Source organism: Hymenobacter aquaticus (assembly GCF_004765605.1).
Lineage (GTDB): Bacteria > Bacteroidota > Bacteroidia > Cytophagales > Hymenobacteraceae > Hymenobacter > Hymenobacter aquaticus.
Map to the genome: position 1 here is coordinate 308816 of NZ_SRLC01000002.1, position 17382 is coordinate 326197.

Below are 17382 nucleotides of genomic sequence, written 5' to 3' on the forward strand. Positions count from 1 at the left end.
AACAACAAAGTTGGGCAAATTCCGCGGAACCGGCCGCGAAATTTGCCCACCACTTGCAGCCGATTACGCCGGGCTGCTTCTACCCGCGGCGCAGCACTTCGGCGGCTTCCTTAGCGAAGTAGGTCAGGATGGCGTCGGCGCCGGCCCGCTTGATGCTGAGCAGCACTTCCATCATGGTCTTTTCGCCATCGACCCAGCCGTTCTGGGCGGCGGCCTTAATCATGGCGTACTCGCCCGAGACGTTGTAGGCCGTCACGGGCAGGTGGGTGTGCTCTTTCACCGCGTGGATTACGTCGAGGTAGCTCAGGGCGGGCTTCACCATCACCATGTCGGCGCCTTCCTGCTCGTCGAGGGCCAGCTCGCGCAGGGCCTCGCGCTTGTTGGCCGGGTTCATCTGGTAGCTTTTCTTGTCGCCTTTCTTCGGGGCCGAGTCCAGCGCGTCGCGGAACGGGCCGTAGAAAGCCGAAGCGTACTTGGCCGTGTAGCTCATGATGCTCACGTGCGAAAAGGCGTTGCGGTCCAGCACGTCCCGGATCCAGGCCACGCGGCCGTCCATCATGTCAGAGGGGCCGATGATGTCGGCGCCGGCGCGGGCCTGGGCCAGGGCCATCTGGCCCAGCACTTCCAGGCTGGCGTCGTTCAGGATTTCGCCCGACTCAGCATCGACCACGCCGTCGTGCCCGTCCGAGGAGTAGGGGTCCATGGCCACGTCGGTCATAATCACCACGTCCGGGAACTGCCGCTTGATGTCGGCCACGGTTTTCAGGTACAGCCCCTCGGGGTTGGCCGATTCCTTGGCCAGCCGGTCCTTCAGTGCGTCGTTGATGCTGGGGAAGGGCGCAAAGGCTTTGATGCCCAGCGCCACGGCCTGCCCGATTTCGTCGATGAGGCGGTCGGCGGTGAAGCGGTAAATGCCCGGCATCGAGCTTACTTCTATCGTCTGGTTCTGGCCCTCAATCAGGAACAGCGGGTAGATGAAGTCGTTGGTAGTCAGGTTGGTTTCCTGCACCATGTTGCGAATGACTTCGGACTTGCGGTTACGCCGAGGGCGGTGAGTGGGGAGAATAGCCATGGATACGTTTGGGAAGATTCAACCGGGCAAAACAACGCCGGCAAAGATAAGGTTGCGGCAATCAGGAATTGGCTCTGGCCTCAGGTGAAAGCAGCGGCGGTGCCGGCGCCGGAATCTGCCGGCTGACATTCAGCGGTTCGGGCCGAAACACAAACGCCACTTGCTCACTGCGGCCGCCCGCCAGCAAGGTCGGAAACAGCAGTAAGCCCGCTCCGGCTACATATTGAAAAACTCCTGGAAGATTTCCAGCCAGGCGTGCGGCCCGCCGAAGCTCAGCACCAGGAAGTAGTAGCCGGCAATAACCACGGCCGCGCCCACGCCCAGCCCCAGCCAGCCCCCGATCAGCAGCCCCAGCGTCACCCCGCCAATAATAAGCAGGGAGCCCAGGATGGCGTGGAAAATATCGGAGTCGTCGGCCACCGGCCGCTGCTTGCGCCCGGGCTTGTGGGCGCGGCGGCCCTGGGTTTCCGGCTTGGCCACGCGGGCCAGCAGCCGGGCCGGGTGTACGCGGGGCAAGGCTCGGGAACGGGCGGGTACCGGCTTTGCCGCCGGGGCCTGCGCTGCCGCCGCTTCGGTAGCTGCCGCCGCCGACTCGGAAGCAGCCAGCGTGGTTTCGGGTGCGGGTGCGGGGGCGACAACCGTAGCAACGGCAGCGGCCGAACCCGGACCGGCGGCCGGCTGAAAGTCGAAGGCAGTCTTTTCGCTGCGGCAGCCCAGCAGCAGGGCGAAGGAAAGAAGTAGGAAGCGGCTTCCGGAAAGTAAATTCATCGGCAAAAAATAAGCGGACCGCCAAGATAAGGCGGTCCGCTCGGGTTTACGGGAAAGCCGGGCGCTTAGAAGGCCAGAATCACCTCCTCGATAATGTCGCAGGCCTCGTGCATCTGCTCCTCGGTAATCACCAGGGGTGGGGCAAAGCGGATAATGTCGCCGTGGGTGGGCTTGGCCAGCAGGCCCCGCTCCATTAGGCTCACGCACACGTCCCAGGCCGTGCGGCCGTCGGCGTGGGGCTTGATAACCACCGCGTTGAGCAGGCCCTTGCCGCGCACCAGCTCCACTACCTCCGGGCGCTTGGCCATCACCCGGCGCATTCTTTCGCGGAACACTTCGCCCTGGGCCTTGGAGTTGCTGATCAGGTGCTCGTCGTGCAGCACGTCGAGGGCGGCGCGCAGCACCACGCAGGCCAGCGGGTTGCCGCCGAAGGTAGAGCCGTGCTGCCCGGGCTGAATGGTGAGCATAATCGTATCCGAGGCCAGTACCGCCGACACCGGCATGGTGCCGCCCGACAAGGCCTTGCCCAGAATCAGAATGTCGGCGTGCACGCCTTCGTAGCACACGGCCAGCAGCTCGCCGGTCCGGCCCAGGCCGGTCTGGATTTCGTCGGCAATGAAGAGCACGTTGTGCTGCTTGCACAGGGCGTAAGCGTGGGCCAGATAGCCATCCGAAGGCACCATTACGCCGGCCTCACCCTGAATGGGCTCCACCATGAAGCCGCAGACGTGCGGATCTTTCAGGGCTTCTTCCAGGGCCGTGAGGTCGTCGTAGGGCACCACCTGGTAGCCGGGCATGTAGGGCCCGAAGCCGCCGGTGCTGTCGGCGTCGGTGCTGAAGGAGATGATGCCGGTGGTGCGGCCGTGGAAGTTGTGCTCGGCCACCAGAATGCGGGCCTGGTTGGGGGCAATGCCTTTTTCCTGGTAACCCCACTTGCGGGCCAGCTTCAGGGCCGTTTCCACGGCTTCGGCCCCCGAGTTCATCAGCAGGGCCTTGTCGTAGCCAAACAGCTCACAGAGCTGCTTTTCGGCCGGGCCGAGCTGGTCGTTGAAAAAGGCGCGCGAGGTCAGGGTCAGCTTCTGGGCCTGCTCCACCATGGCCCCCACGATGCGCGGGTGGCAATGGCCCTGGTTCACAGCCGAGTAGGCCGAGAGGAAATCAAAATACTGCTTGCCTTCCACGTCCCACACGTGCACGCCCTCACCCCGGCTGAGCACCACGGGCAGGGGGTGGTAATTGTGGGCGCCGTAACGGTCTTCCAGGGCCATTAGCTCCTGGCTGCGGCTGGTGGTGGAGGCGGGTGAGGTGGGAGTAGCGTGCATGGTGGGAGGGAGTTAAGCCAACGAAAGAAATTCAGCTAGCCCAAAACTACGCAAAAGCCCGCAAGGCGTTGAAAGCCCGCCAAGAAGCGGCTTACTCACCCAGCCGGTCGAGCCGGCTCTGAATGTCCAGAAACTTGCCTACGTAGTTGCCTTCCTCCGAGCCTTCGGCCCGCACGATGGTCCAGTCGTACACGGCGCTGGTCGTAAATTCCAGGGTTTGGCCGGTGCTGTAGCCTTGCACGGTCTGCAGGGTGTTGGCAATGGTGCCCTGCACGTAGGTGTCTTCCCATTGCGTGACCTGCACGAACACCTGCTCAAACTTGCCGTCGGCGTCCACCACGCGGGTCGTCAGGTAGAAAGTTTCGCCCGGCTTGAGGCCCGCCTCGAAGCGCTTCTTAGCCTGGGGCAGGGTGCGAAGGGCCTCCTTCATGGGCTTGGCAATGAGCTGGTCAAACAAGGCCATCGACTGGGCCGGGTCGACCGAGCCGGCCTCGGCTCCGGTGGCCGCGGCTACGGGTTTGTCGGGTTGCATCTGCTGGGCCCGGGCCGGCAACCCAAGGCCGGGCAACAGCAACAACGACAGAAGAGCGGCGCGGAGGAAAGACATGGCGAAGCCGGCGGAAGTCTGATTCTGGCGGGTGTTCCAAGGTACGAAAAGAGCGTCGTTTTGGCTGGCCCCGGCCGGTCCGCGCCGCGCGCCGCCTGGGCCGGCGGCCGATTTGGTGGTACCTTGCCGGCCTATGGCCCTCCAACCCCAACCCCTGCAGCCGGGCGACTATTACCTCTCGCCGGAAGGTTTTATGGTGTTTACCGAACAATATCATTTACGCCGCGGATTCTGCTGTAAAAGCGGCTGCCGGCACTGTCCGTGGGGTTTTGCCAAGGCCCGCAAGGCTGCCTCCGGGCCGGGCCGCCGGGGCTAACCGCTTATTTTTCAGCGCGCCGGTTTGTTACTGTCGTACAAATACCGATATTTGCGTCCCTTTTTCCAGCATTGAAACCTCTAAGTCCCTCGATATCATGGCACGAGTTTGTGATCTGACCGGCAAGCGTACCCGCGTAGGCAACAACGTTTCGCACGCCAACAACAAAACGAAGCGCAAGTTCTATCCGAACCTGCAGAAGAAGCGCTTCTACATTCCCGAGGAGGATTCCTGGGTTACGTTGAAAGTAGCTACGAGCACTATCCGCACCATCAACAAGAACGGCATCATGTCGGTCCTGAAGAAGGCAAAAGAGCAGGGCTTCATCGTTTACTAGATTTTTCCGGAAGCCCGGAGTAGTATCTTACGGCCAATCCGCTGATTGCCGCGCACGCAACGTGCCGGTGCGTTCAGCGTCTTTGCTGCCGTATGCTCTACTCGCTTCTGTCTAAATCGTCCCGGGTTTCCCTGGCCGTCGCCCTGACGGTTTCATTGGCTGGCTTTCCGTCGTCGGTAGTGCGCGCTCAGCGGGCTGCCGCTCCCGACCGTCCCACTGATTTCCTGGACCCCGCATTTCACCGGCAACGGAGAGAGCTGCTGCGCCAAGCGCTGCCGGCCCGCTCCGTTGCCGTTTTGTTTGCGGCCCCGGTCCGCAACCGGGCCAATGATGTGGATTTTATCTACCACCAGAGCCCCGACTTCTACTACCTGACCGGCTACACCGAGCCCCATTCGGTGCTGGTCCTGTTCAAGGAGCCCCAGACCATCGGGGGGCAGAGCGGCGTCACGGAAGCCCTGTTTACCCAGCCCCGCGACCCGCAGCGTGAATCCTGGACCGGCCGCCGCCTGGGTGCGGAGGGCGCTAAGCAGCAGCTCAAGCTCCAGTACACGGCCGACAACAAGGCCTTTGCCGAGTCGGGTATCAGGTGGGCCGACTTCAGTCAGGTGCTGTTCTCGGATATTCCTGCCGACGTGCGCGACGACGCCCGCGACCCGGCCGACCTCTACAACCTCGTGGCCGACTTCCGTCGCCAGGCTGGCATCCCCACCGATTACAACCCGGCCGTGGCGGAAATGCGCACCCTGATTCAAAAGTACGGGGCCATCAACGCGGCCAACTTGGTGCCGTATGTGGAAAGCCAGAGCAAAGCCATTACGGCCGTCGCCCAGGACGCCTACATCCAGGCCTACCGCCAGGCCACGACCGATGCCGAGCGGCAGAAGGCCATTGCCAACAAGCCCGCTGCCGGCCGCTACGACGGGGCTACCTTGGGTGACGAGCTGAGTAAGCTGCGCGAAATCAAGACGCCCGAGGAAATAAAGCTGCTGCGCCGCGCCGTGCAGATTTCCGCCACCGGCCAGCAGGAAGTAATGAAGGCGCTGCGGCCCGACCTGTCGGAAAACGCCGTGCAGGGCATCCACGAGTTTGTGTACCGCACCTACGGGGCCGAGTTTGAGGGCTACCCCAGCATCGTGGGGGCCGGGGCCAACGGCTGCATCCTGCACTACGAAACCAACGACAAGCCCCGCCTCGGCAACGACCTGATCTTGATGGACTGCGGGGCCGAATACCACGGCTACTCCGCCGACGTGACCCGCACGGCCCCGCCCAGCGGCAAGTTCTCCCCGGCCCAGCGCCAGATTTACGATCTGGTGCTGGCCGCCCAGGACGCGGCTTTCAAGGAGTGCAAGCCCGGCAGCGAGTTTCAGGCCCCCCACAAGGCGGCCCTACAAGTCATCACCGACGGGCTGCTGAAACTGGGCCTGATTAAGGACGCGGCGGAGGTGCGCCGCTACTTCCCCCACGGCACCAGCCACTACCTGGGCCTCGACGTGCACGACCGGGGCACCTACCAGCCCTTGCAGCCCGGCACGGTCATTACCGTGGAGCCCGGCATCTACATTCCGGCCAATAGCCCCTGCGACCCGAAGTGGTGGAACATCGGCGTGCGCATCGAAGACGATATTCTGATTACCAAATCGGGCTACGAAAACCTGTCGGCTGGGGCCCCGCGCACGGTGGCCGAAATCGAGGCGACGATGGCCAAATCCAGCGTACTGGATAATTTCAAGCTGCCGGTTTTGAAGTAGCTGCTGCTGAGCGGATAGCGGAATACAAGAGGGTTAGCGCAGATTTCGAGGTAAAATCGGAAAAATCTATGCTACTATTTGGTTGATGGTTTGACAATTCCGAAAACACTTGTACCTTTGCAGTCCTTAATCCAAAACCCCAAGTCGAGATGGCTAAGAAAGGAAACCGGGTGCAGGTAATCCTGGAGTGCACCGAGCACAAGAACTCGGGTATGCCGGGCACCTCGCGCTACATTACCACCAAGAACCGTAAGAATACGCCTGAGCGTGTTGAGTTGAAGAAGTTCAACCCCGTGCTCAAGAAAATGACCGTCCACAAGGAAATCAAGTAATTGAGCGATGGCTAAGAAAGTAGTAGCAACCCTGAAAGTAGCAGGCGGCAAAGACTGGGCAAAAGTCATCCGCGCTGTAAAGTCGCCCAAAACCGGCGCTTACACCTTCCGCGAGGAGATGGTACCCGTTGACAAAGTGCAGGAGTTTATTGCCTCCGGCACGAAGTAATTCGGCGCCTCCGGGCTGCTAGAATGAAGTGAAGAAGTCCCGCCGCCGTGGGACTTTTTTGCGTGTTAGGGTTTTTATGGTGCGTAGTGCTTCGTTGGTAGTGCTTGGTACGAAAGCGCGCGGAAAGAGCGAGCTTGCATCAGCAAACGCCCGCTTGAGGGCTACTGCCCGGCCGGGTATCAACACTACGCACTAAGCACCACGCACTAAGCACCACTAAATGGGACTTTTCGATTTCTTTAAGAAGGACAAAGAGAGCAAGGAACAGCAGGAGTCGCTGGACAAGGGGCTGGAAAAAACCAAAACCAGCTTTTTCGACCAGCTCAGCAAGGCCGTAGTCGGCAAGGCGACGGTCGACGAAGCCGTGCTCGACGACCTGGAAAGCGTACTGGTGCACGCCGACGTGGGCATCGAAACCACGGTGAAGGTCATTGACCGCATCGAGAAGCGCGTGGCCCGCGACAAGTACGTGAGCACCTCGGAACTGGACCGCATCCTGCGCGAGGAAATTGCAGGCCTGCTCGACGGCAACAGCGGCGCTACCGGCTCCCGCGCCATCCTCGACCGGGCCGACAACACCGGGCAGCCCTTCGTGATTATGGTAGTGGGCGTGAATGGCGTGGGCAAAACCACGACCATCGGCAAGCTGGCCCACCGCTTCCACTCGGCCGGCAAGAAAGTCGTGCTCGGGGCCGCCGATACCTTCCGGGCCGCCGCCGTGGATCAGCTCATCATCTGGGGGCAGCGCGTGGGTGTGCCGGTTATTTCGCACGGCATGAACACCGACCCGGCTTCGGTGGCCTACGACGCGGTACAGAAAGGCGTGGAAATGGGCGCCGACGTGGTCATTATCGACACGGCCGGCCGACTGCACAACAAGGTGAACCTGATGAACGAGCTCAGCAAGATCAAGCGGGTGATGCAGAAGGTGATTCCCGATGCGCCCCACGAAGTACTGCTGGTACTGGACGGCAGCACGGGGCAGAATGCCTTTTTGCAGGCCAAGGAGTTCACCAAAGCCACCGAGGTATCGGCTTTGGCCATTACCAAGCTCGACGGCACGGCCAAGGGAGGCGTGGTGATTGGCATTTCCGACCAGTTCAACATTCCGGTGCGCTACATTGGGGTGGGGGAGAAGATGACCGACTTGCAGCTCTTCGACCGGCATACCTACGTCAACTCCCTGTTTTCGAAGAAGTAAGAGTTGTTGTAAGCCAGAAACCAGTATTTTGATGCCCTGTCGGTTTTATCCGGCAGGGCATTTTCTTTTATCCGAGTGTCTATCTACCCCTATCTGTATAATCCATGCCGCGTATTTCTCCTTCTCCTTTCAAATGGATGCTGACACTTATTCCAGTGTTGTTCAGCGCCTGTCTGCCTTATACCAATCGGACAAGCTACTCCGCGCACACCATTATGCCAACTACGGCAACGGTGGCAGACTCCACGCAGCCGATTGTGGCGTTTGATCTACGTCGAGAGTTAACCTCCAAAGTCTATCCGCTTGTGGGCTACCTGGGAGAAAAGGGAGATTTTTCCTTGAGCGTACAGCTCTTCGGCGCCGGAGCGAAGCGTTACAACGCATTCGTACTAAAGAGCATGGAAATAGCGTCGGGAGGGAAGGTACATTTTGCTACTGCTGACTCCAGCTTTATTCACTTCCAGCTTTTCCGGGAAGAAGATAATATGCGGTATCATAAGTCAGGCTACGTTATTGCGCTGGCAGATACCGTAAAGAAGCCATCACTTCGGGTAACGTATGAGTTGGTTAGCAATAACGGGCGGAAGTTGTACGAGTTCAACGGACGTTTATCAATAGATAGAAAAAGAGGACTGGATGGCTACTAATAATCAGCAGTAGTGGCCTGAGCACGAAAGGAACGTTCACAGTAGGAAAAGGCGTTGTCGGGTTCGTACCTTTGCGGTCCGAATTTCGCTGCGGGCCGTAGCGGGCAAGTTTCTCACCTCTAAGAAATTGCCCAGCCGCCCGCCTACTCTACGCATATGAAAGTAAGAAGCCAGCTGGCCAATAAAGTCAACGTCATTACCCTGGGCTGTTCCAAAAACCTCGTCGACTCGGAGGTGCTGATGGGGCAGTTGCAGGCCAATAACTTCGAGGTAACCCACGAGGCCGAGAAATCGGATGCCAACATCGTGATTATCAACACCTGCGGCTTTATTGACAACGCCAAGCAGGAAAGCATCGACACCATCCTGCGCTACGCCGACGAGAAAGAGGCCGGCCGCCTCGACAAGCTCTACGTGACGGGCTGCCTCTCGCAGCGCTACAAGGACGACCTGGAAGTGGAAATTCCGCAGGTCGATGCCTACTTCGGCACCCTGGAACTGCCCCAGCTGATGAAAACCCTGGAGGCCGACTACAAGCACGAGCTGGTGGGCGAGCGGCTCATCACCACGCCCCGGCACTACGCCTACTTCAAGATTGCCGAAGGCTGCAACCGGCCCTGCTCGTTCTGCGCCATCCCGCTGATGCGCGGCAAGCACGTGGACCGGCCCATCGAAGATCTGGTGAAGGAAGCCAAGCGCCTGGCTGGCATGGGTACCAAGGAGCTGATTCTCATTGCTCAGGACTTGACTTACTATGGGTTGCAGCACTACGGGGAGCGGAAACTGGCCGACCTGCTGCGCAACCTCTCCGACGTGAACGGCATCGACTGGATCCGGCTGCAGTACGCCTATCCGTCGCAGTTTCCGCTGGATGCGCTGGACGTGATGGTGGAGCGCGACAATATCTGCAAGTACCTGGATATGCCCTTGCAGCACATCAGCGACAACATGCTCAAGACCATGCGCCGCGGTATCAGCAAGCGCCGCACGGTGGAGCTGGTGGATACCATCCGGCAGCGGGTGCCCGATATTGCGCTGCGCACCACGCTCATTGCCGGCCACCCCGGCGAGACGCAGCAGGATTTCGAGGAGCTCTACGACTTCGTGGAGCAAACCAAGTTTGAGCGCCTGGGCATTTTCACCTATTCGCACGAAGAAAACACCCACTCCCACACCCTGGCCGACGACGTGCCCGCCGAAGTGAAGCAAAACCGCGCCGACCAGATTATGGAGCTGCAGCAGGGCATTTCGATGGAGCTCAACGAGCAGAAGGTGGGCAATACCTACAAGGTGCTGTTTGACCGCAAGGAAAGCGGCTACTTCGTGGGCCGCACCGAGTTCGACTCGCCCGAAGTCGACAACGAAGTGCTGGTGCCGGCTACGCCTGATACGTACGTGTCCATCGGCGGCTTTGCCAACGTGCAAATCACCGACGCTTCCGACTTCGACCTGTACGGCAAGCTGGTATAACGACTGCCGTTTCCCGCGCGACAGAAAAAAGCTGCCTTCTCAGGCAGCTTTTTTTCGTCTGGACCGGCGGCGGCGGTGGCCCCGCGTCCAGTAAAGCACCAGGCCGATAACGGGCTGAGTGAGTACGGTATGGAACCAGCGGCGCTTTTCCCAGCGTCCGGGAAACTGGCCCCGTTGAATGTAAAGGAGCGTGTATAGCCAGGGCAGGGGCACTACGATGAGCAGCCACAACCCCAGGAGCTGAAACAGATTCATGCGGCTGCGGTTTGACACCTATTCAAGACGGACGTAAAGCCTGGTGAACAGCAAAACCTGCCGCCAGGTGCGCCCGGCCGCGCCGGAACCTGCCGCTGTGCTGTACTTTTTTTCCGGACCTTGCACCGCCAATAGTCTTCCTCCTGCCTTATGCCCCTGCATCATCTGAGCTACGCCGCCACGGGCGCGTTTTCATCCTTTCTCGCCGATTACATAAGCCAGAAGCCCGAGCTGCAGCCCTATTATCACCGGTTTCCGAAGCTGGAGGAGTTTGGGGCCCAGATAGCGGAAAAGCAGGCCGCTTACTCTCCCGAGGCCCGGCAGCGGCTGGTAGCGGCCCTGCGCGAGCAGTACCAGGGCCTGGGCGACATCAACCCCGCCGTGGTGGCCAACCTGGAGCTGCTGGGCAAGGAAACGACTTTCACCGTCACGACCGGCCACCAGCTCAACCTGCTCACCGGCCCGCTGTACTTTATCTACAAGATTGCCACGACTCTCAAGCTGAGCCGGCAGCTCAAGCAGCAGTACCCCGAGTACGACTTCGTGCCCGTGTACTGGATGGCCACCGAGGACCACGACTTTGCCGAAATCAACCACTTCCACCTGTTCGGTAAAAAGCACGAGTGGAATAGCGAGCAGGTCGGTGGGCCGGTGGGCCGCCTGCGTCTGGATGGCCTGCAAGAGCAGGTGCTCGACCAGTTGCCCGCCGACGTGCCGGCGGCTTTCCGCGCAGCCTACGCGGCCGGCGGCACCCTCGCCGAGGCCACCCGCCGCCTGGTGCACGCCCTGTTTGGCGAGTACGGCCTGGTTAGCATCGACGGCGACAGTGCCGCGCTGAAGCAGGCTTTGGTGCCGGTGCTGGAGCTCGAAATCCGGGAGCAGGCTTCCAATAAGGCGGTGCAGGCCACGAATGCCCGGCTGGAAGCGGCTGGCTACAAGCCCCAGATCTACTCCCGCCCGCTCAACCTGTTTTTCCTGACCCCGGAAGGCAAGCGGGAGCGAATCGAGCAGGAAGGCGACTGTTACGCCGTGCGCAACACCGAGCTCTGCTACACCCAGGACGAGCTGCTGACCCTGGCCCGCACCCAGCCCGAGTGTTTCAGCCCCAACGTGGTGCTGCGGCCCCTGTACCAGGAGCTGCTGCTGCCCAACCTGTGCTACATCGGCGGCGGCGCGGAAGTGGCCTATTGGTTTCAGCTCAAGCAGGTGTTCAGCGACAACCACGTGCCCTTCCCGATGCTGCTGCTGCGCAACTCGGCCCTGTACCTGGGCAAGGCCAACGCGGGCAAGCTGCGCAAGCTGGGCCTCACGCCCACCGACGTATTTCGGCCCCTGCCCGAGCTCAAAAAGCAGGTGGGCGCCGCGCTGGGGCAGGAGGAAATCAGCCTGCGGGAGCAGCAGCAGGCCCTGGCCGCCGCTTTTCAGCAGATAACCGAGCTGGCCCAGCGCCTCGACCCGACGCTGGTAAAAACCGTGGCCGCCGAAGCCCAGAAAACGGCCGGGGGCGTGGCGGGCCTCGAAAAGCGCCTGAGCAAAGCCGCCGAAGCCAAGCACGAAACTGCCTACTCCCAGCTCACGGCCCTCAAAGACAAGCTCTTTCCCGGCGGCGACCTGCAGGAGCGCGTCGACAACGTGCTGTCCATTCTGATCAACAACCCCGGGTTTATTCAGCAGCTGCTGGACGCCTTCGAGCCGCTGGCGCTGGAATTCGCCATTGTAGAGGAGGAGTAAGCCCCCGCCCGGCCCAAACTTTACGACAGGCGCCTCCGGTACTTCCGGGGGTGCCTGTTCTGCGTTATATTAGCCCGGATTTATCCAGTACCGCTCCCCGCCACCCGTGTGCATTGCTTTTCCGTTTGGGCGATGCTGCTGCCTGATGCGCAGCTAAAACCATTTTTTACGTAACAGATCCAGACGGATTTCCTTTCCCGCACCTTTTAGCGCCCTGCTTTTATATGTTGAAAAGTGAACTGCGCCGGCAGATGCTCTCCTGGCGGCGGGCCATGTCGGACCTGGAGCTGGTGAGCCGGAGCCAGCAGGTGGCTGCCCGCCTGTTCAAGGAAACCTACCTGACGCAGCTGCGGACGGTGCACGTGTTTCTGCCCATTCAGCGGCAGCGCGAGCTGGATACCTGGGGCATCATCCGCCGCTTCTGGCGCGACTTTCCCGAGGTGCGCGTGGTGGTGCCCGTGATGCAGGAAGACGGCCTTTCGCTGCGCCACTACCTGCTCACGCCCCAGACCGAGCTGGTGGAAAACGCCTGGGACGTGCCCGAGCCGCTGCATGCCACGGAAGTAGCGCCCGAGGAAATCGACGCCGTGCTGCTGCCCCTGCTGGCCTTCGACGAGGCCGGCAACCGCGTGGGCTACGGCAAAGGCTTCTACGACCGGTTTCTGCAGCAGTGCCGCCCCGACGTGCTGCTCATCGGCCTGTCGTTGGAAGAGCCCGTGCTGCGCATCGCCGACGCCTGGGAGGGCGACGTGCGCCTGCACTGCTGCGTGACGCCCACCCGGGTGTGGCGCTTCGAGCGGTAGCCGCCTACAACAAAGCAGGTCCGCCGGCCGTTGCCCGAACGTCAGGTTTCTCTATCTTCCGAGCTATGGCCAACGTCCCCACCACCTTGCGCTCTGCGCACCGTAATTTCCGCCGTATCCTGCACCCGGATATGACCCCGATGGTGGGCCTGGGCTTTCTGCTGGTCACGTTTTTTCTGCTGGCCGCTGACTTCGTGAAGCCCACGGTCATGCAGCTGACGATGCCAATGAATTATCCCCGGGATGCCAATGATTCATTCTGTCCTGGATTCGATAATAGCCTCTCGCTCATCCTGGGTAAGAATGGGCGGGTACATTACTACCGGGGAGGGCTGTTTTCGGACGAACTGCCTGAGCTACATACTATCCTTGGCGGGGCGGCGGGGCTGCGGCGGTTTTTGCTTGATGCTCGCCAGAAAGACCCAAGAGTCCTTGTTCTTATCAAGCCGTCGGATAATGCCACATACCGCGACTTGGTGGATGCGCTGGACGAAATAAATATTACCGACCAGAAGCGCTATGCAATAGTTGATCTGTATGATCTTGACTATGCCCTACTGAAGCAGTATAATCTGTAATTTGAGTTTACTCACGTCGATATGAGTCCCAACTCTCTAAGGCTACCAAAACGGCGCGGCATCCTGCACCCGGATATGACCCCGATGGTGGGCCTGGGTTTTCTGCTGGTGACGTTCTTTCTGCTGGCCGCTGACTTCGTGAAGCCGACCGTGCTGCCGCTGGCAATGCCCGTGAAGCCGAAGATGGATGAAGAACAAACGCAGTGGGGGCCCTGTGGTGGAGCAATGACGGTAATCCTGGGCAAGGACAACAAAGTGTATTATTACTACGGCCTGCTGTCGGTAGATGGCAAGCCCGAGCTGCACTCTACCGACCTGACGGCTACCGGGCTGCGGCAGGTTTTGCTGAAGGCAAAGGCGCAAGAAGGCAAGTTTGTGGTATTAATCAAGCCGTCGGATGAGGCCCAGTACCGCAATATGGTTGACGTACTCGATGAGATGAGCATCACGGAGCCATACCGCTACGCGCTGGTAGACATGGCTCCGGGTGACTACGACCTGCTCCGGCAGCACAATTTGTAGCCGCCGCTACTTCCTCACTTCCCCGACCTGCGTAATGCGGGCCTGCCCCCAGGGCGCCACGCTGACGCGCACGAGCAGGGGCCGCCGGGCACCGGCTTTTTCCAGAGCCGCGCCCGAGTTTTCGGGCACGTAGTACCGCTCCAGGTTGTAGCGCAGCCGGATGCCCTGCCGCCAGCTGTCCGTGACCCAGCCGCGCAGTACGGCCTGGTCGGGGGCGGCGGGCGGCTCGGTGGCATACACGCCGGCTGCTTCGTAGGCGCCATTAGTAGGCTGGAGCAGCACGTAGACTGCCTGGTGCTTTTGTGGGGGCTCCGGGCCGCGCCACAGAGCGGGCTGCACCTGGCTGATGGTGTAGTTCAGGCGCAGGTAGTCGCCGTAGAGCAGGTCGCGCGGGTCGACGGGGGTGGTGCGCAGCGTGATGGTGCGGCCCAGCGCGGTGGTGGCGTAGCCGGCCCCGGCCACGGCCAGGATGAACAGCATCTGGGCGGCTACGGCCAGCCCTACCAGGCGGCGGTGGGTGAGGAAGGAGGTCGTCGGGTCCGTCATGGCTGGGGCTGTTTGGCCGATAGGGCCCGGGCGTTGCGGCGGCGCAGAAACCAGCTCAGGCCCAGCAGCAGCGCCCCGCCCAGCAGGAAAAACAGCGACTTATCCATAAAGGCCCAAGTCAGCTTGAAGTAGGCCACCATCGTGGTCAGAATAAACAGCACGGTGCCCAGCGTCACGCGGTCCGCGTTGTTTTCCTGGTGGGCCCGCCACAGCACCGACCCCGAATAGGCATAGAGCACCACCAGCGTGGCCACGGCCAGGGCCAGCCCACCGTGCAGATAGAAGCCCGGTAGCAGCAGCAGCCAGTCGGTGGCACTGCCTAGGCGGCCGCGCCGGTACTTGCCGGCCAGGGAAATGGCCAGCACCAGCAGTAAGGCGCCGATATACGCCAGGAAAGGCGGGCGCAGCATGCCGGCGTAGGTGTCGGCCTCGCCATAGAGGGCTAGGCCGAGCGTAAACAGAAACGCCGCCGCCAGGGGGGGCGTTTGCAGGCCCCGGGCGGCGGGCCGGTCGGGCTGCCAGTCGCCCAGGGCGTAGGTGAGCATAGCCGGAATAAAGAACCAGGTGATTTTGGCGTGCAGGTGGCCAATGAGCAGGCCCGCCTGCCAGAGCAGGCTGCTGGCCAGCACCAGGCCCAGCAGGCCGTCGGGGCGGCGCCACCAGTAGTAGCCCAGGCCCCACACCGTGAGGGCGGCCGTGAAGTAGCTGAAGCTGCCCAGCTGTCCGGTACTGTAGCCCTGCACGATGCCGCCGATGCAGGCCGTCAGAATGAACAGGGTGCGGCTGCGGTAGAGGTAGGTAAGCACGGTGCCGGCCAGCACCCAGGCCAGCAGCCCGGTGGCGTCGTAGCCGATAAGCTGGTACAGCTGGCTGGTCAGGATGATGCCGCAGCCGAACAGCACCAGCCCCAGCCCGACGAGGCCCATGCCCAGGGCTTCGTTGCGGCGGCGCAGGAAGTATTCGCCGCCGGCGTAGGCCCCGCCCATACTACCCAGCAGCAGCAGGAGCCGCAGCCACTCGGGCAGGCCCTGCCAGTTGGCCGCCACCACGCTCAGGGCACTCAGGCCCAGCAGCAGGCTGCCCAGCAGCGGCAGCAGCCCCACCACGCGCTCCTCCTCGGGATACAGCGCCAGGAGCTGCTCCCGCTGCTGCGGGGTGATAATGCCCTGCGCGACCCACTTCGGGCCTTCCGTTTCCAGTAGTTTACGACTCATACTCAGGGGTAACTTACGCAGAAAGCCGGGGATGGTCGAGGCCTTGCCCCAAGCAGTCGGAAACCGGGCCGGAAAGATGTCAGAGCGCTTTTCGGAGGTCCTGGCTGGTTAGCGCATAGTCGCGCCGCAACTCGTTCCGGCGAAAAAAGGCCGCTAGCTCCTGTAGCCGGCGGAGATTGTCATACTGAAAATTCCAATGCAGCTTCCGTTGGCACTCCGAGCAGAGGCGGTTAGGTGTCGTGTCGGTTTCGGGCAGGCTGTTGGTGCCATTCATCACGCAGTGGGCGTAGGTGCAGTGGCGCAGGGAAAACATGTGCCCGATTTCGTGCGACGAAATGTTGACTAGACGGCTCAGACAGCGGGTGTAATTTTCTGTTGTGAGGCTCTGATCCTGCAAGCGGTAAATGGATGTAACGCCCACCCGGTCCGGGTACGAAGCCAGCCCAAACACATAGTTCCAGTCGGGCCGGGGATACAGGTCTTTGGCGCTAATAGCCATCAGCGCTAGGCCCGAAGCGGGTAGGCGGTTTTTTAAATAGGCGTCGAGCAGGTAGGGCGCTAATAGCTGCACCTGCCCCTGTTGCTTGCGCCGGGCCGAAGGTGGCACTAGGGTATCGGCCACCGCTGGCAAGAGCACTACCCGGCGTTGAAAGAAAATATGCAGGTATTCCTGGGTTGCCTCCAGCGCCTTCCATTGGAGGACAGTAAACCGGCCCACGGGCTGCAGGTAGATGGTGTTCTTCAGCGAATCGGGTCGGAAAGGAGGGAGTTGCTGGTAGGCGGCAAGATTCTGCCCGGCTTCTTTGTGCTCGTACAGCCATTCTCCCGGGCGCGGTCTTTTCAGCGGAATGTCGTTTTTCGCTATAGACTGGAAGTAGCTTTCAGCCCCCTGGGCAATCGGGTCAGACAGTAGATTTCCGCCACCAGAAAAGAGAAAAATAAGTAGCGCAACCAGAGAAGAAGCCATAGCAAGCAGCCGGGGAAGAGGCATGGATAAATTACGGCCGCTACCGGCTCCCGCCTTCCTTCCGCGCCCGGGTCATTTCGCGCTTGCCGGGCGGGCCGGGCAGCTTCTCGACCAGCCAGCCGGCCGCCTTCAGGCTGCGGCGGAAGCTGCCCTTGGCGCAGTAGCTCACCAGCGCGCCGCCGGGCGCGGTGGCCCGGTGGAGCTGCTCGAATACGGCCTCGGTCCACATATCCGGCTGCTTTTCGGGGGCAAAGGCGTCGAAGTACACCACGTCGTAATGGTCATTCGGGAGCGAAGTTTCCTGTAGGGCCGCGTGCAGCTTGCGCAGGCGGAAGTGCGGGGCTACCGGCACCGGCTCGTTCCAGGGGGCCGTGTGCAGCTGCTCGTGGTAGGCCAGCAGCTCGGGGTTCAGCACGTAGCGCTCCACGCCCAGGCTCTGAATAACGGCGGGCGGCAGCGGGTATTTTTCCAGCGTGTCGTACTCGATAAACGGGCTGGCGCTCAGACTGCGCTGCAAGGTCAGCAGGGCGTTCAGGCCGGTGCCAAAGCCGATTTCCAGCACCCGCACGGCGGCGGCGGCCGGCGTCAGGGCGGGCTCCAGGCCGGCGGCCAGGTACACGTGCCGGGCTTCGCGCAGAGCCCCGTGGGTGGAGTGGTAGTGCTCATCCAGGGCCGGCACGTAGAGGGTGCTCGAGCCGTCTTCCGTGGTGCGAACCTCTACTTTTACGCCGCCTTCCGTTTCGTGTATCATACTGTTTAATTTTCTTGCCA

General features: G+C 61.4%; 20 protein-coding genes. 12 read left to right on the forward strand and 8 right to left on the reverse strand.

Going from position 1 to position 17382, the window contains the following annotated elements; all coding sequences use genetic code 11:
• Positions 1–79 precede the first annotated feature (79 nt).
• The 4 genes from hemB to E5K00_RS14185 all read right to left on the reverse strand — a co-directional run bounded on the left by hemB (position 80) and on the right by E5K00_RS14185 (position 3769).
• The gene (hemB, locus tag E5K00_RS14170; RefSeq protein ID WP_210114322.1) at positions 80–1072 is read right to left on the reverse strand and encodes a porphobilinogen synthase; all 993 of its coding nucleotides are present in this window, start codon (positions 1070–1072) and stop codon (positions 80–82) included.
• Between the two features lie 216 nt (positions 1073–1288).
• Positions 1289–1840, reverse strand: a complete 552-nt coding sequence (locus E5K00_RS14175) for a hypothetical protein (RefSeq protein ID WP_135463980.1) — start codon at positions 1838–1840, stop codon at positions 1289–1291.
• Between the two features lie 65 nt (positions 1841–1905).
• Positions 1906–3162 (reverse strand): ornithine--oxo-acid transaminase, encoded by a 1257-nt coding sequence (rocD, locus tag E5K00_RS14180; RefSeq protein WP_135463981.1) that lies wholly within the window; start codon positions 3160–3162, stop codon positions 1906–1908.
• 91 nt (positions 3163–3253) lie between these two features.
• Positions 3254–3769: a DUF2314 domain-containing protein gene (locus E5K00_RS14185; RefSeq protein WP_135463982.1), complete on the reverse strand. Its 516-nt coding sequence runs from the start codon at positions 3767–3769 to the stop codon at positions 3254–3256.
• 133 nt (positions 3770–3902) lie between these two features.
• On the opposite strand from E5K00_RS14185, the gene E5K00_RS14190 reads away from it, so the two are divergent.
• The 12 genes from E5K00_RS14190 (at position 3903) to E5K00_RS14245 (ending at position 13884) form a co-directional block, all read left to right on the forward strand.
• A complete protein-coding gene (locus tag E5K00_RS14190; protein ID WP_135463983.1) occupies positions 3903–4085 on the forward strand; it encodes a DUF5522 domain-containing protein in 183 nt (60 codons plus the stop codon).
• 97 nt (positions 4086–4182) lie between these two features.
• Positions 4183–4422: a 50S ribosomal protein L28 gene (gene rpmB, locus E5K00_RS14195; RefSeq protein ID WP_022825070.1), complete on the forward strand. Its 240-nt coding sequence runs from the start codon at positions 4183–4185 to the stop codon at positions 4420–4422.
• 92 nt (positions 4423–4514) lie between these two features.
• The gene (locus E5K00_RS14200; protein WP_135463984.1) at positions 4515–6176 is read left to right on the forward strand and encodes an aminopeptidase P family protein; all 1662 of its coding nucleotides are present in this window, start codon (positions 4515–4517) and stop codon (positions 6174–6176) included.
• 149 nt (positions 6177–6325) lie between these two features.
• Positions 6326–6508 (forward strand): 50S ribosomal protein L33, encoded by a 183-nt coding sequence (gene rpmG, locus E5K00_RS14205; protein ID WP_100337992.1) that lies wholly within the window; start codon positions 6326–6328, stop codon positions 6506–6508.
• 7 nt (positions 6509–6515) lie between these two features.
• Complete coding sequence (locus tag E5K00_RS14210; RefSeq protein WP_073105196.1) at positions 6516–6677, forward strand: DUF4295 domain-containing protein; 162 nt, start codon at positions 6516–6518, stop codon at positions 6675–6677.
• A 220-nt stretch (positions 6678–6897) separates the two neighbouring features.
• Complete coding sequence (gene ftsY / locus E5K00_RS14215; RefSeq protein ID WP_135463985.1) at positions 6898–7878, forward strand: signal recognition particle-docking protein FtsY; 981 nt, start codon at positions 6898–6900, stop codon at positions 7876–7878.
• 104 nt (positions 7879–7982) lie between these two features.
• Positions 7983–8525, forward strand: a complete 543-nt coding sequence (locus tag E5K00_RS14220; protein ID WP_135463986.1) for a hypothetical protein — start codon at positions 7983–7985, stop codon at positions 8523–8525.
• A 156-nt stretch (positions 8526–8681) separates the two neighbouring features.
• Positions 8682–9995 (forward strand): 30S ribosomal protein S12 methylthiotransferase RimO, encoded by a 1314-nt coding sequence (gene rimO, locus E5K00_RS14225; protein ID WP_135463987.1) that lies wholly within the window; start codon positions 8682–8684, stop codon positions 9993–9995.
• A 405-nt stretch (positions 9996–10400) separates the two neighbouring features.
• Positions 10401–11981 carry a bacillithiol biosynthesis cysteine-adding enzyme BshC gene (bshC, locus tag E5K00_RS14230; RefSeq protein WP_135463988.1) on the forward strand — a complete coding sequence of 527 codons (1581 nt, stop codon included), beginning with the start codon at positions 10401–10403 and terminating at the stop codon, positions 11979–11981.
• Between the two features lie 224 nt (positions 11982–12205).
• Positions 12206–12784 carry a 5-formyltetrahydrofolate cyclo-ligase gene (locus E5K00_RS14235; RefSeq protein WP_135463989.1) on the forward strand — a complete coding sequence of 193 codons (579 nt, stop codon included), beginning with the start codon at positions 12206–12208 and terminating at the stop codon, positions 12782–12784.
• A gap of 65 nt (positions 12785–12849) precedes the next feature.
• Positions 12850–13362: an ExbD/TolR family protein gene (locus E5K00_RS14240; protein ID WP_135463990.1), complete on the forward strand. Its 513-nt coding sequence runs from the start codon at positions 12850–12852 to the stop codon at positions 13360–13362.
• Positions 13363–13383: 21 nt separating this feature from the next.
• The gene (locus tag E5K00_RS14245) at positions 13384–13884 is read left to right on the forward strand and encodes an ExbD/TolR family protein (RefSeq protein WP_135463991.1); all 501 of its coding nucleotides are present in this window, start codon (positions 13384–13386) and stop codon (positions 13882–13884) included.
• 6 nt (positions 13885–13890) lie between these two features.
• On the opposite strand, the gene E5K00_RS14250 is transcribed toward E5K00_RS14245, so the two are convergent.
• The 4 genes from E5K00_RS14250 to mnmD all read right to left on the reverse strand — a co-directional run bounded on the left by E5K00_RS14250 (position 13891) and on the right by mnmD (position 17362).
• Positions 13891–14430: a GDYXXLXY domain-containing protein gene (locus tag E5K00_RS14250; protein ID WP_135463992.1), complete on the reverse strand. Its 540-nt coding sequence runs from the start codon at positions 14428–14430 to the stop codon at positions 13891–13893.
• Positions 14427–15644, reverse strand: coding sequence for a DUF2157 domain-containing protein (locus E5K00_RS14255; protein WP_135463993.1), 1218 nt, complete (start codon positions 15642–15644; stop codon positions 14427–14429). The genes E5K00_RS14250 and E5K00_RS14255 overlap by 4 nt, the downstream gene beginning before the upstream one ends.
• A 79-nt stretch (positions 15645–15723) precedes the next feature.
• Positions 15724–16611, reverse strand: coding sequence for an archaemetzincin (locus E5K00_RS14260; protein ID WP_167856897.1), 888 nt, complete (start codon positions 16609–16611; stop codon positions 15724–15726).
• A gap of 40 nt (positions 16612–16651) precedes the next feature.
• Positions 16652–17362, reverse strand: a complete 711-nt coding sequence (mnmD, locus tag E5K00_RS14265) for a tRNA (5-methylaminomethyl-2-thiouridine)(34)-methyltransferase MnmD (protein WP_135463995.1) — start codon at positions 17360–17362, stop codon at positions 16652–16654.
• Positions 17363–17382: the final 20 nt, after the last annotated feature.

Bases quoted from the DNA above. Each gene is read 5' to 3' on its own strand.
- hemB (WP_210114322.1), bottom strand. From the start codon at position 1,072: ATGGCTATTCTCCCCACTCACCGCCCTCGGCGTAACCGCAAGTCCGAA.
- E5K00_RS14175 (WP_135463980.1), bottom strand. From the start codon at position 1,840: ATGAATTTACTTTCCGGAAGCCGCTTCCTACTTCTTTCCTTCGCCCTG.
- rocD (WP_135463981.1), bottom strand. From the start codon at position 3,162: ATGCACGCTACTCCCACCTCACCCGCCTCCACCACCAGCCGCAGCCAG.
- E5K00_RS14185 (WP_135463982.1), bottom strand. From the start codon at position 3,769: ATGTCTTTCCTCCGCGCCGCTCTTCTGTCGTTGTTGCTGTTGCCCGGC.
- E5K00_RS14190 (WP_135463983.1), top strand. From the start codon at position 3,903: ATGGCCCTCCAACCCCAACCCCTGCAGCCGGGCGACTATTACCTCTCG.
- rpmB (WP_022825070.1), top strand. From the start codon at position 4,183: ATGGCACGAGTTTGTGATCTGACCGGCAAGCGTACCCGCGTAGGCAAC.
- E5K00_RS14200 (WP_135463984.1), top strand. From the start codon at position 4,515: ATGCTCTACTCGCTTCTGTCTAAATCGTCCCGGGTTTCCCTGGCCGTC.
- rpmG (WP_100337992.1), top strand. From the start codon at position 6,326: ATGGCTAAGAAAGGAAACCGGGTGCAGGTAATCCTGGAGTGCACCGAG.
- E5K00_RS14210 (WP_073105196.1), top strand. From the start codon at position 6,516: ATGGCTAAGAAAGTAGTAGCAACCCTGAAAGTAGCAGGCGGCAAAGAC.
- ftsY (WP_135463985.1), top strand. From the start codon at position 6,898: ATGGGACTTTTCGATTTCTTTAAGAAGGACAAAGAGAGCAAGGAACAG.
- E5K00_RS14220 (WP_135463986.1), top strand. From the start codon at position 7,983: ATGCCGCGTATTTCTCCTTCTCCTTTCAAATGGATGCTGACACTTATT.
- rimO (WP_135463987.1), top strand. From the start codon at position 8,682: ATGAAAGTAAGAAGCCAGCTGGCCAATAAAGTCAACGTCATTACCCTG.
- bshC (WP_135463988.1), top strand. From the start codon at position 10,401: ATGCCCCTGCATCATCTGAGCTACGCCGCCACGGGCGCGTTTTCATCC.
- E5K00_RS14235 (WP_135463989.1), top strand. From the start codon at position 12,206: ATGTTGAAAAGTGAACTGCGCCGGCAGATGCTCTCCTGGCGGCGGGCC.
- E5K00_RS14240 (WP_135463990.1), top strand. From the start codon at position 12,850: ATGGCCAACGTCCCCACCACCTTGCGCTCTGCGCACCGTAATTTCCGC.
- E5K00_RS14245 (WP_135463991.1), top strand. From the start codon at position 13,384: ATGAGTCCCAACTCTCTAAGGCTACCAAAACGGCGCGGCATCCTGCAC.
- E5K00_RS14250 (WP_135463992.1), bottom strand. From the start codon at position 14,430: ATGACGGACCCGACGACCTCCTTCCTCACCCACCGCCGCCTGGTAGGG.
- E5K00_RS14255 (WP_135463993.1), bottom strand. From the start codon at position 15,644: ATGAGTCGTAAACTACTGGAAACGGAAGGCCCGAAGTGGGTCGCGCAG.
- E5K00_RS14260 (WP_167856897.1), bottom strand. From the start codon at position 16,611: ATGGCTTCTTCTCTGGTTGCGCTACTTATTTTTCTCTTTTCTGGTGGC.
- mnmD (WP_135463995.1), bottom strand. From the start codon at position 17,362: ATGATACACGAAACGGAAGGCGGCGTAAAAGTAGAGGTTCGCACCACG.